The 11,448-nt window shown below is 72.8% G+C and carries 11 protein-coding genes; 4 read left to right on the forward strand and 7 right to left on the reverse strand.

Annotated elements, in window-relative coordinates:
* Positions 1-20: 20 nt before the first annotated feature.
* The 4 genes from amrb99_RS32200 to amrb99_RS32215 are packed head-to-tail and all read right to left on the reverse strand — an operon-like array spanning position 21 to position 4,623.
* Positions 21-1,046 carry an alpha/beta fold hydrolase gene (locus amrb99_RS32200; RefSeq protein WP_190863190.1) on the reverse strand — a complete coding sequence of 342 codons (1,026 nt, stop codon included), beginning with the start codon at positions 1,044-1,046 and terminating at the stop codon, positions 21-23.
* 10 nt (positions 1,047-1,056) lie between these two features.
* Complete coding sequence (locus amrb99_RS32205) at positions 1,057-2,466, reverse strand: amidase (RefSeq protein WP_190863193.1); 1,410 nt, start codon at positions 2,464-2,466, stop codon at positions 1,057-1,059.
* 29 nt (positions 2,467-2,495) lie between these two features.
* Entirely contained in the window at positions 2,496-3,698 is a 1,203-nt protein-coding gene (locus amrb99_RS32210) for a hypothetical protein (RefSeq protein WP_190863195.1), read from the reverse strand.
* 10 nt (positions 3,699-3,708) lie between these two features.
* A complete protein-coding gene (locus amrb99_RS32215) occupies positions 3,709-4,623 on the reverse strand; it encodes a nitrilase family protein (RefSeq protein WP_190863197.1) in 915 nt (304 codons plus the stop codon).
* 187 nt (positions 4,624-4,810) lie between these two features.
* Between amrb99_RS32215 and amrb99_RS32220 the strand changes: the two genes are divergently transcribed.
* Positions 4,811-5,851: a substrate-binding domain-containing protein gene (locus tag amrb99_RS32220; RefSeq protein WP_190863199.1), complete on the forward strand. Its 1,041-nt coding sequence runs from the start codon at positions 4,811-4,813 to the stop codon at positions 5,849-5,851.
* Positions 5,852-5,909: 58 nt separating this feature from the next.
* On the opposite strand, the gene amrb99_RS32225 is transcribed toward amrb99_RS32220, so the two are convergent.
* Positions 5,910-6,725, reverse strand: coding sequence for an alpha/beta hydrolase (locus amrb99_RS32225; protein WP_190863201.1), 816 nt, complete (start codon positions 6,723-6,725; stop codon positions 5,910-5,912).
* A 192-nt stretch (positions 6,726-6,917) separates the two neighbouring features.
* On the opposite strand from amrb99_RS32225, the gene amrb99_RS32230 reads away from it, so the two are divergent.
* A complete protein-coding gene (locus amrb99_RS32230) occupies positions 6,918-8,192 on the forward strand; it encodes an aspartate kinase (RefSeq protein ID WP_151542569.1) in 1,275 nt (424 codons plus the stop codon).
* 259 nt (positions 8,193-8,451) lie between these two features.
* Positions 8,452-9,552 (forward strand): aspartate-semialdehyde dehydrogenase, encoded by a 1,101-nt coding sequence (locus amrb99_RS32235; RefSeq protein ID WP_241756125.1) that lies wholly within the window; start codon positions 8,452-8,454, stop codon positions 9,550-9,552.
* Here amrb99_RS32235 and amrb99_RS32240 read toward each other — a convergent pair.
* Positions 9,542-9,970: a nuclear transport factor 2 family protein gene (locus amrb99_RS32240; RefSeq protein WP_190863203.1), complete on the reverse strand. Its 429-nt coding sequence runs from the start codon at positions 9,968-9,970 to the stop codon at positions 9,542-9,544. The genes amrb99_RS32235 and amrb99_RS32240 overlap by 11 nt on opposite strands.
* A gap of 93 nt (positions 9,971-10,063) precedes the next feature.
* Between amrb99_RS32240 and amrb99_RS32245 the strand changes: the two genes are divergently transcribed.
* Complete coding sequence (locus amrb99_RS32245) at positions 10,064-10,732, forward strand: TetR family transcriptional regulator (RefSeq protein ID WP_151542571.1); 669 nt, start codon at positions 10,064-10,066, stop codon at positions 10,730-10,732.
* Between the two features lie 68 nt (positions 10,733-10,800).
* Here amrb99_RS32245 and amrb99_RS32250 read toward each other — a convergent pair.
* Positions 10,801-11,448: hypothetical protein (locus tag amrb99_RS32250; RefSeq protein WP_190863205.1), on the reverse strand; the 648-nt coding region annotated here is incomplete at its 5' end.

Consider the following 11,448-nt stretch of genomic DNA (forward strand, 5'->3'; position numbering starts at 1 on the left):
CGTGAACCGCCTCGGGCTTGTCAGCGTGCCTTTCCTGTCAGGAGGTCGTGTACGGCCGCGTTGATGAAGGCGGCGTCGTCGGGGTTGGCGCCGCCGCCGGACAGGTGGCCCCAGATTCCCGGGATCGTGCGCAGCCTTGCGTTCGGGACGTGCCGGACGGTGTTCTCCTCGTCCTCGGGTGTGAAGTAGAGGTCCTTCTCGGCGGGCATGGCGAGCAGGTCGGCCGTGATGGAGCCGAGGGCGCGGGGGAGGTCGCCGTCCATGCCGGGGGTGGTGGAGACGTCGGCGTTCTGCCAGGTCCACAGCATCGCGAGGAGGTCGTTGGCGTCCTGGTCGGCGAAGTTGGGCTCCCAGAAGCCGGTGAGGAAGTCTTCCAGGCCGGTGAAGCCGAGCCGCCGGTAGGCGCCTTCCCGGTAGAAGGCCTGGGAGAAGCCCCATGCCGCGTAGACGCGGGAGAAGGCACGCAGTCCCGCGACGGGTGGGGTCTGGTAGCGGCCGTTCTGGAAGGCGGCGTCCAGGGTGAGGGTGGCACGGAGGCTTTCGAGGAACACCGCGTTGTGGGGTGAGGTCTTCGGCGCGCCGCAGAAGGGGAGGGCGCGGGCCACCATGCCGGGATGGCTGACGGCCCACTGGTAGGTCTGCAGGGCGCCCATGGAGCAGCCGATGACCAGTTCCAGTCGCTCGATGCCGAAGTGCTCGGTGACGAGGACGTGCTGGGCGCGGACGTTGTCGCGGACGGTGACCTCGGGGAAGTCGGGGCCGGCGTGCGGCGGGGGCGTGTTGGACGGCGACGAGGAGACCCCGTTGCCGAAGAGGTCGGGCACGATGACGAAGTACTCGCGCGGGTCGAGGGCCCGGTCCGGGCCGATCAGCCACTCGTTGGAGGTGTGGTCCCCGGCGAACCAGGTGGGGAACAGGACGGCGTTGCTCTTGGTCTCGTTCAGCGCCCCGTAGGTCTGGTAGGCGAGCCGTGCCGTGGGCAGGACGGCGCCGCGTTCGAGTCGGAAGTCGCGGAGTTCAAGGGTCTGATGGGCGGGAGTCGGCATTCGATGCTCCTCAGTCGTCTCTCTTGTGTTCGGACGTCGATGCGGTGATGGAAGCGGCGGTGGTGAAGAGCAGGTGCTCGGAGCCGGGGCGGGTGACGAGTTGGAGTCCGGTCGGCAGGCCGCCGACCGGTGCGGCGGGCACGCTGAGGGCGGGGAGCCCCAGCAGGTTCCAGGGGCTGGTCAATGACAGCAGGACGTCCCGCAGGCGTGCGGGAGCGCCATCCACCTGGACCGTCCGCTCGCCCAGGCGCGGTGCGGTGATCGGGACGGTGGGCAGTGCGAGGACGTCGTACCGCCCGAACAGCGCGCCGGTCTGCGCGATGAACCGTTCGCGGGCGGCCATGGAGCTGACGTACTTCCAGCCGGGGATCGCGGCGGCGTCCTGGAGCCGGGCGAGCACCTCGGGGTCGAACAGGCCCGGATCGCCGGCCATCCGGTCGGCGTGGACGGCCGCGGCTTCGCAGCCCTGGACGGCGGAGAACGCGGCGCGGAGCCGGTCCCAGGTGGAGCGGTCGTCCCACGGAGGCGTGCGGACGTCGCCGACCGGGCCGATCCCGGCTTCCAGCGCGTCGCGGGCGGCACGGGCGACCTGCGGATCGCAGCCCGCGGACGCGGGGGCGGCGAGCCACCCGACGCGTGCCGTGCCGTCGCGGGAGGACCGACCGGCCGGGACCAGGGCACGGTAGGCGGTCAGGCAGTCCTGCGCCGTCCGGGCGAGGAGGCCGACATGGTCGAGCGTCCTCGACAGCGGGAAGACGCCGTCGGCGGGGATCGCCGCGTACGCGGGTTTGAAGCCCGCCACTCCGCACAGTGCCGCCGGGATGCGGACCGATCCCCCGGTGTCGGTGCCGATCGCCAGCGGCACCATGCCGGCGGCGACGGCGGTCGCGCTCCCGCCGCTGGAGCCTCCCGACATCCGGGCCGGATCGTGCGGATTGCGGGACGCCCCGTTCGCCGAGCGGTCACCGGTCGGACCGTAGGCGAACTCGTGGGTGGTGGTCGTGCCGACCACGACCGCGCCGGCCTGGCGCAGAAGCCGTACGCACGCGGCGTCGTCGGGCGCGACGCGGCCGGTGAAGTGCCGCGATCCCATGGTCGACGGCAGGCCCGCGACCGGAACGATGTCCTTCACCGCGACCGGGACGCCGTGCAGCGGGCCCCGGTCGGCGCCGCCGGCGAGCTCGCGGTCGGCTCGCCGCGCCGCCGCCTCGGCTCCGGCGGTGTCCACCGTGACGAAGGCGTTCAGCAGGGGATCGAGCGCAGCGATCGTGTCCAGCGTCCTTCGGAGCAGTTCGGTGGCGGTCGTGCTCCCGTCGCGGAGGGCCCGGGCCAGGTCGGAGATCGTCGGCGGGCCGCCGGGCGGAGCGCCGCCGAAGGGTTCGCCGGACGCGGAGGCGATGGGGGAAGAGGTCGGATGCATGGTCGCCTTCGGTGTTCTCGTCGTGGTCATCAGGACAGGTGGCAGCCGGGCAGCAGGTCGACCAGCGGGATGACCGCGGCGGTGCAGATGCCCATGGAAGCGGTGTAGGCGACCATCGGATGGACGTGTTCAGGCAGCCACCGGGCCAGCGCGGCGGCGAGCGGCGGAGCGGCGATGGCGCCGAGCAGTGCCCCGGCCACGGACGGAAGGAGCGTGCCGCCGAACGCCGTGACCGTGGCGGGCGCGACGGAGACCACGGGGACGAAGGTCGGATACCAGCCGGCGGTGGACCACCGCGCCCGCCACAGCGTCACACCGCAGGCGGCGGTCAGTACCTGGACCGCGATCATCTGCGGCAGCAGGCCGCTGCCGTACGCCGGCCCCGCCGGGTTGAGCAGGAACTGCAGGACGCATCCGATCAGCAGGCCGGCCCCGGCCCATTCGCTGCCGTAGAAATGCGCTTCGGTGAAGTCGGCCAGGATCCGGCGCGGCACCCAGAAGAGCGTCGCGGTCCGGTCGCGGCCCGCCTCGGCGGGGCCGGCCGCGACGCCGCTCACCGGCCGGAGCCAGGGGAGCCTGCGGCAGACCGTGAAGGCGATGATCCCGCCGAGGCTCATGGCGAGGACGCTGCCCACCACGGGTGAGACGTCCAGCGGGACGCAGACCTGGTCGACCAGCACCAGCGCGATGGGCGTCACCAGCAGGGCGCCCAGCACGGCGCCCGTCACGGCCACCGGCCAGCCCGCCCCGTACAGCACCACGACGGCGGGCGGGACGGAGACGAAGGGCGCGAAGGTCGGCTGCCAGGTCCCCGAGGCATGCAGCGTCCACCCCCACATCAGGTTGCTGACCAGCATGCCCAGGCCGGCGCTCACGGCGACCCACGGCCACAGCCCGGTCCCGCACGCCTGGGCGAACCCGCGCGGACCGCCGTCCCGGCGGCGGGACGCGTGGGCGAAGGCCGCGCCGGCGACCATGAGGACCGCGCCGAGCGCCGACTTGGCCATCGTGGCCTCGGTCGCGTCCCCGAGGATCCAGTAGAGGTACCAGTCCGGGTCGGTGTAACCGAGGTGCCAGGACGCGTAGCCCTTGCCGATCGCGGGCAGCGCGGGACGCAGGGCGGACAGGACGGTCGCCAGCAGCGCCGCCGCGGTGACGGTGCAGGCCGCGGCGCCCCACGGAAGGATCGAGTCGGGCCGGCCGAGCCGGGCGCGGATGCTCGTGCTGGTCATCGCCGTCCCCTCAGCGCGGGAACGCTTGGCCGAGGCGGTAGCCGAGCAGCGGATCGTAGAGGTCGGTGCGCCGGTCCCGGACCAGGTCGTTGAGCGGGTTCCAGATCGGGGCGCTGCGCGCCGAGACGAGGTCCACGTCGGCCGTCAGGACGGTCTCGTCCTCGGACCCGGCGACACCGCCGATGGGCCAGCCGTTGGTCCCGGCGATGAGGGAGCAGCCGAGGAACCGGGCGTCGCGGTCGGTGCCCACCCGGTTGGCGGCGGCGATGAAGACGTTGTTGACGTGCGCCGCGGTCATCGTCAGGTACGCGGCCATGCACCGGCCGGCCTCGTCGAAGATCGGCGGCGGGGTCCACACCCAGTTGTTGACACTGCAGATGATGTCGGCGCCCTGCTGGGCGAGCAGCCGGGGGACCTCGGGGAACCAGATGTCCCAGCAGATCAGCAGGCCGATCCGCCCGATCGGGGTCTCGAAGACCGGGAAGCCCTCGTCGCCCGGGGTGAACCACAGCTTCTCCCGGTTCCACAGGTGGGCCTTGCGGTAGCGGCCCACATAGCCGTCCGGTCCGACGAGGACCGCGGTGTCGAAGAGCCGCACGCCCTCGCGCTCGGCCAGGCCGCCGACGAGGTGCACGCCGTGCCGGCGGGCGAAGTCCTCCCAGCGCCTGACCGTCTCCCCGCCGGGGACGTCTTCGGCGTGGGCGTAGGCCTCCGCGCGGTCGCGGAAGCTGTAGCCGGTGCTCGCCAGCTCGGGAAGGACGACCAGGGTCGCTCCGTCCCGGACGGCTCGTTCGGCCAGGTCGAGCGCCCGTTCGGAGTTGGCGGCGCGATGGTGCAGGCCCGCCCGGGGGGCGGACTGCACCACGGCGATCCGGACCGGGCTGACCGGGTGTTCCTGCGCCTGAGCTGCGTCGGACGGTGTCATGAAGTGCCCTTCCCCTGGAACCCAAACGTTTGCGCCAAACGTTTGGGTTAGCATGGACGCGTGACCCCGGCGCCGTCAAGAGCCCCGCTCACGCCATCCGGGCCCGCCGCCGGCGGCGGCACCGATCCGGGCCGGGGCGATATCGTCTCGTCGGCCCGGTTCGAGACTTCGGGGAAGGGAGACGCCGGTGGCCGAGCGCAAAGAACGCCCGGTGACGCTGCGGTACATCGCCGACGAGCTCGGGCTCCACATCTCGACCGTCTCCCGCGTCCTGAACGGGCGCGGCGACGACCGCGGCCGAGCCGCCTCCAGCGAGACCGCCACCCGCATCCGGCGGCGCGCGGCCGAGCTCGGCTACCAGCCCGACCCCCACGGCTCCGGCCTGCGCACGGGACGCAGCGGGCTGGTCGGAGTGCTGATCCCGCGCCTGTCCGACCTCGTCCTCGCGACGATCTACGAGGGCATCGACGAGGCCGCCGGACGGCACGGGATCACCACGATCACCGCCAACACCCTCGACGACGACGCCACCCGCCGGCTGCGCACCCGGCTGCTCCTCGCCCGCCGCGTCGACGGGCTCGTCTTCGGCGACGCCCGCCTCGACGACGCGTTCCTGGACGAACTGGCCGCCGACGGCGTGCGCTTCGTCCTGGCCAACCGCCGGGCCGGCGACCACCCCTCGGTGACACCCGACGACGTGCTCGGCGGCCGGCTGGCCGCCGAGCACCTGCTCGACCTGGGACACACCCGCGTCGCGGTCATCGCGGGCGAGCCGTACGCCAGCACGGGCGCCGACCGGACCGCGGGCTTCCTCGACCACTGCCGGGAACGGGGTGTCGGCGTCCCCCCGGACGCGGTCGTGCACTCCTCCTTCGACACCGCGGGAGGACGCGCCGCCGCCGAACGGCTGCTCACCGGCCCCCACCGCCCGACGGCGATCTTCGCCGTCAACGACTTCGCCGCCATCGGCGCCCTCGGCGCCGCCCGCGACCACGGCCTGCGGGCGGGCTCCGACCTGGCGATCATGGGCTACAACGACACGCCCCTGGCGGCGGAACTGCCCATTCCCCTGACCAGCGTCGCCGTCCCGATGCGCGAGATCGGCCGGCGCGCCATGGAGTTGCTCTCGTCCGTGCTGCAGGGACAGCCGGTCGAGTCCGAACGTCTGGCTCCGGAACTACGCCCCCGCGCCTCCACTGGGGGACGGCCGGAATACGCCGCTGATTGATCGTCGGCGTGGCCCGGTCGGCGGGCTCCGGGAGGCGGCCTCCGGCCGCCGGGCGGGGTCAGGACTTGAAGAACGCGAGCAGGTCGTCGTTCAGCTGGTCCTTGTGGGTGACGAACAGCCCGTGCCCGGCGGCGGGGTACTCCTTGTAGACGGCGCCCGGGACCAGGGCGGCGGTGCGGCGGCCGGTGATCTCCACCGGGGCGGAGAAGTCGGCGTCGCCGTGCACCACCAGGGCCGGCACCGTGATGTTGCGCAGCGCCTCGCGGTTGTCGGCGTAGTAGATCGTCTTCTGCACCTCCAGGACGGCCCAGGGCGTGGCGTCCAGGCACATCCGGATCATCCACTCGATGGTGGCGGGGTGGACCTCGTTGCCGAGATGCGTCGCGAAGAACGCCTGCGACTGCGTGGCGAGCCACTTGGGCCGCTCCGCGCGGATCATCGCGATCATGCCGTCGAACAGCTGCTGCGGGATCCCCTCGGGGTTGTCCTCGGTCTGCCGGAGGTACGGCAGGATCGCGGAGAGGAACGCGACGCGCTGGACGCGGTCCTCGCCGTGCCGGGCGAGGTAGCGGGCGATCTCGGAGCCGCCGGTCGAGTGCCCGACCAGGATGACGTCGCGCAGGTCCAGGTGCTCCAGGAACGCGGCGAGGTCGTCGGCGAGCGAGTCGAGGTCGTACCCGCCCGACGGGCGGTCCGACCGGCCGTGCCCGCGCCGGTCGAAGGTCAGGCACCGGTAGCCGTTCTCGACGAAGAACGGGATCTGGTACTCCCACATGCCGGTGTTGAGCATGGCGCTGTTGACGAAGACGACCGGGCTGCCCTGCCCGTACTCCTCGTAGGAGAGGCGGGTCCCGTCGTGGGTCTCGAAGAACATCTCGGCTCCTTGTTCGGCGTTGAGACGATCATGGCGGGCGGCGGGGGCGCGGGTCGATGACGTGGGAGGTAATGCGGGCGATGACATGGGGCCGCGGAGGGCGTGCGCAGTTACCTGCTCGTAATCCATTGGCGGCGCCTCGGTAGACTCATCGGTCAGTACGCCTGACCCCGATTCGAGGAGCGCCCACCCGTGGCTCTTGTCGTGCAGAAGTACGGTGGCTCCTCCGTCGCCGACGCCGAGTGCGTCAAGCGGGTCGCCCAGCGCATCATCGCGACGAAGAAGGCGGGGAACGACGTCGTCGTCGTGGTCTCCGCCATGGGCGACACGACGGATGATCTCATCGACATGGCCAAGCAGGTCAGTCCCCTCCCGCCGGCCCGCGAGCTGGACATGCTGCTCACCGCGGGCGAGCGGATGTCGATGGCCCTGCTGGCCATGGCCATCGCGAACCTGGGCCACGAGGCCCGCTCGTTCACCGGCTCCCAGGCGGGGGTCATCACCGACGGCACCCACGGGAAAGCCAAGATCATCGACGTGACGCCGGGCCGCATCCGCAGCGCGCTCGACGAGAACGCGGTCTGCATCGTCGCCGGTTTCCAGGGCGTCTCGCAGGGCACGAAGGACATCACCACGCTCGGCCGCGGCGGCTCCGACACCACGGCGGTCGCCCTGGCCGCGGCGCTGGACGCCGACGTCTGCGAGATCTACTCCGACGTGGACGGGGTCTTCACCGCCGACCCGCGCATCGTCCCGCAGGCCCGCAAGATCCCGAAGATCTCCTACGAGGAGATGCTCGAGATGGCGGCGACCGGTGCGAAGATCCTGCATCTGCGCTGCGTGGAGTACGCGCGCCGGTACAACATCCCGATCCACGTGCGGTCCTCGTTCTCCCAGAAGGAGGGGACGTGGGTCGTCGACAGCAGCGAGATCGAAGGACAGGACATGGAGCAGGCGATCATCTCCGGGGTCGCGCACGACCGGAGCGAGGCCAAGATCACCGTGGTCGGGGTGCCCGACAAGGTCGGTGAGGCCGCGACGATCTTCACGGTGCTGTCCGAGGCCGAGATCAACATCGACATGATCGTGCAGAACGTGTCGGCGGCGTCCACCGGGCGCACCGACATCTCCTTCACGCTGCCGGCGAGCGACGGGCAGTCCGCGCTGACCGCGCTGAACAAGCTGAAGGAGCGGATCGGGTTCGAGTCGCTGCGCTACGACGACCGGATCGGCAAGGTGTCGCTGATCGGCGCCGGGATGCGCTCGCACCCGGGCGTCACCGCGACGTTCTTCGCCGCGATCGCCGACGCCGGGGTGAACATCGAGATGATCTCCACCTCGGAGATCCGGATCTCCGTCGTGGTCGCCCAGGACGACGTGGACACCGCGGTCGCCGCCGCGCACCACGCGTTCGACCTGGACGTCGACCAGGTCGAGGCCGTCGTCTACGGCGGCACCGGCCGCTGACGCCGTCCTTCGACGCTCGGCCGCGGGCCGTACGGGACGCTCCGTACGGCCCGCGCCGCTTTTCCGCCGTGCGCCGCCCTCGCGGGACGAGCCGCCCTCGCGGGACGCGCCGCCTGCGCGGGCGTGCACGCGTTCTGGGGCGTGTGGCGCAGACCCGCCCGGCGCGCCATGGCACGCTCGACCGGGAACCGGCCGCCCGCCGCGGAAGTTCACAGTGCGGGGGCACGCCGCGGACGACCCGACCGACGACGAGAGGGTGATGGCGACCATGGGTTCGACCGCCGGGCCGAGGACCGGACGCGACGGGCGGTGGGCGCCCACGCTGGCCGTGGTCGGCGCCACCGGCGCGGTCGGCACCGTGATGCTGGACCTGCTGTCGACCCGCCGCGACGTGTACGGGGAGATCCGGCTCGCCGCCTCGCCCCGCTCGGCGGGACGGACGCTCCGCGTGCGCGGCGAGGACGTCGAGGTCGCCGCGCTCGCCCCCGAGGTGTTCGACGGCGCCGACATCGCGATGTTCGCCGTGCCCGCCGCCGTCGCCGCCGAATGGGCGCCCGCCGCGGTGGCCCGAGGCGCCGTCGCCGTGGACGGGTCCCCGGCGTTCCGCGGGGCGCCGGACGTCCCGCTGATCGTGCCCGAGGTGAACCCGGGCCTCGTCCGGGACCGCCCGCGCGGCGTCCTCGCGGGCCCCGGCTGCACCACCCTGTCGATGATCGTGGCGCTCGGCGCGCTGCACGAGCGGTACGGGCTGCGGGAGCTGGTCGTCGCGTCGTACCAGGCCGCGTCCGGCGCGGGCCGCGAGGGCGCCGACACCCTGTACGCGCAGATGGAGAAGGTCGGCGGCGACCGGGCGCTCGGCCACCGCGCCGGCGACGTGCGCGGCGTCGTCGGCGACCTCGGCCCGTTCCCGGCGCCGCTCGCGCTCAACGTCGTCCCGTGGACCGGCGACCCGGCCGAGGACGGCTGGGGCTCGGAGGAGCTGAGCATCCGGGACGAGTGCCGCAAGGTCCTCGGCCTGCCGGAGCTGAGGGTCGCGGCGACGTGCGTGCGGGTCCCCGTCGTCACCGCGCACTCCGTCGCCGTCCACGCCGTCTTCGGCGAGCGCGTCGACCAGCGCGAGGCGCAGGACGTGCTGGCCCGCTCGCCCGGCGTGGTGCTGTGCGACAACCCCGAGATGCTGGAGTTCCCGACCCCGTCCGACGCCGTCGGCACCGACCCGACGTGGGCCGGGCGGGTCCGCCGCTCCCTCGACGACCCGCGCGCGCTCGACCTGTTCCTGTGCGGCGACAACCTGCGCAAGGGCGCCGCGCTCAACACGGCGCAGATCGCCGAGCTCGTCGCCGCCGAGCTCACCCCGTGACGGCCCCCAGCGCGTCGAGCACGGCGGCCGTGTCCAGGTAGAACGGCCGGAACTCGTGGACCAGCCCGTCCCGCACCGTGATCCACTGCAGGACGGACGTCTCCAGCTCGCGGCCCGTCGCGCGGGCCCGGAGGACGCAGCGGTTGAGGACCGCGACCCGCGCGCCGTCGACGGCGCGGTGCTGGTCCAGGAACGTCAGGCCCGTCCACGCCTCGCTCATCGCGGCCATGAACCGCTCCATCCCGTCGTGCCCGCGCCACGTCCCGCCGTAGGGCAGGCTCTCCGCCTGGTGCATCACCACGTCGGGCGCCAGGTGGGCGGCCATCCCGGAGAAGTCGGCCTTGCCGGGGCCGCCCGCGGCCAGGTAGTCCGCCTCGGCGGCGTAGAAGCGCTCGAGCGCGTCCCATGTGTCGATCATGGTGGGGTAACACCGGCATCGCCGCGCCGGTTGCGGCCGCGTGCGGATCGCGGCGCCTGCAGGACGTCCGATCGGGGCCGTAGGGTGGCATGCGTGACCGAGACGAAGGCGGTGAAGTCCGAGCAGACCCGGGCCCTGATCGTCCAGACCGCGCTGCGGCTTTTCCGCGAGCGCGGCTACGAGGCGACGACGATGCGCGCGATCGCCAAGGAGGCCGGGGTCTCGGTCGGCAACGCCTACTACTACTACGGGTCCAAGGAAGAACTGATCCAGGCGTACTACGACGAGCTGCAGGACGAGCACCTCGCCGCCTGCCGCGCCGTCCTCGACGCCGAGACCGAGTTCGCCCCCCGCCTCCTCGGCGTCCTGAAGGCCCGTGTCGACACGATGGTCCCCTACCACGAGTTCGCCGGGAAGTTCTTCAAGTTCGCCGCCGAGCCCACCAGCCCGCTCAACCCGTTCAGCGCCGAGTCCGGTCCCGCCCGCGACTCCGCGGTCGCGATCTACCGGGAGGTCGTCGAGGGCTCCGACCTGAAGATCGACAAGGAGTTCCGCAAGGAGCTGCCCGAGCTGCTGTGGATCTACTCGATGGGCATCGTCCTGTACTGGGTGCACGACAGCTCCCCCGGCTGCCGCAAGACGTACCTGCTGGTCGAGCGGACCGTCCCGCTCGTCAACCGGATGGTGTCGATGTCCCGGCTGCCCGGCTTCAAGTCGGTCACCCGGGAGCTCGTCGGCATCATCCGCGAGGTCCGCGCCTGACCGACGCGCCTGACCGACGCGCCTGACCGGGCGCCCGGTCGGAAGGCGCGTCCGGCCGAAGGGCGTGCCTAGCCGAAGGTGATGTCCCAGTGGTCGCGCTCGCGGGCGAACAGCGTGCCGTCCGGCGAGCGGTACAGGCGCGCGCCGTCGCCGCGCACCCCCTGGTACGGGTAGCGCCTGATCGCCGCGTCGACGCACGGGCTCGGCGCGATGTCGAGCTTGTGGCCGGTGGCGTGGCTGCGGGGGCCGCCCGCGTGGCCGCGCTCCGTCCCGCCGGTGACCGTGATCGGGCAGCCGCTCTCCGCCCGGAAGTCCAGCAGCCCTTTCAGCGTCCCCCAGCGCAGGCCGTCGAAGGACGTGCAGGACGTGCGGCCGCGGTACGAGCAGCCGCCGGTCGACCGCCACCGGATCCCGCTCGCGCGCAGGAACGCCGCCGCGTCCTCCTGGTGCAGCCGCACCGACTTCGGGAGGTCGGGAAGGGCCGCCTTGAGGAGGTTCGTGACCGCGCCCGCCGCCTCGTCCGGGACGGTGTCGGCCTGCGGAGCCTCATCGTCCACGGCGGATGGCGCGCGCCTCGGCCTCGGAGCGGCCTGCGGAGGCGGGGACGCCGGGGAGTCCGCCGGGGACAGGACGCCGCCCACTCCGGTGGCGGCGGCGGACGGCGCCAGGCCGGCGAGCGTCCCGGGCAGCGGGCCGGCCGGCGCGCCGTTCGCCGG

It is taken from the genome of Actinomadura sp. RB99 (genome assembly GCF_014706005.1).
Lineage (GTDB): Bacteria > Actinomycetota > Actinomycetes > Streptosporangiales > Streptosporangiaceae > Spirillospora.

Bases quoted from the DNA above. Each gene is read 5' to 3' on its own strand.
- amrb99_RS32200 (WP_190863190.1), bottom strand. From the start codon at position 1,046: ATGCCGACTCCCGCCCATCAGACCCTTGAACTCCGCGACTTCCGACTC.
- amrb99_RS32205 (WP_190863193.1), bottom strand. From the start codon at position 2,466: ATGCATCCGACCTCTTCCCCCATCGCCTCCGCGTCCGGCGAACCCTTC.
- amrb99_RS32210 (WP_190863195.1), bottom strand. From the start codon at position 3,698: ATGACCAGCACGAGCATCCGCGCCCGGCTCGGCCGGCCCGACTCGATC.
- amrb99_RS32215 (WP_190863197.1), bottom strand. From the start codon at position 4,623: ATGACACCGTCCGACGCAGCTCAGGCGCAGGAACACCCGGTCAGCCCG.
- amrb99_RS32225 (WP_190863201.1), bottom strand. From the start codon at position 6,725: ATGTTCTTCGAGACCCACGACGGGACCCGCCTCTCCTACGAGGAGTAC.
- amrb99_RS32235 (WP_241756125.1), top strand. From the start codon at position 8,452: ATGGCGACCATGGGTTCGACCGCCGGGCCGAGGACCGGACGCGACGGG.
- amrb99_RS32240 (WP_190863203.1), bottom strand. From the start codon at position 9,970: ATGATCGACACATGGGACGCGCTCGAGCGCTTCTACGCCGCCGAGGCG.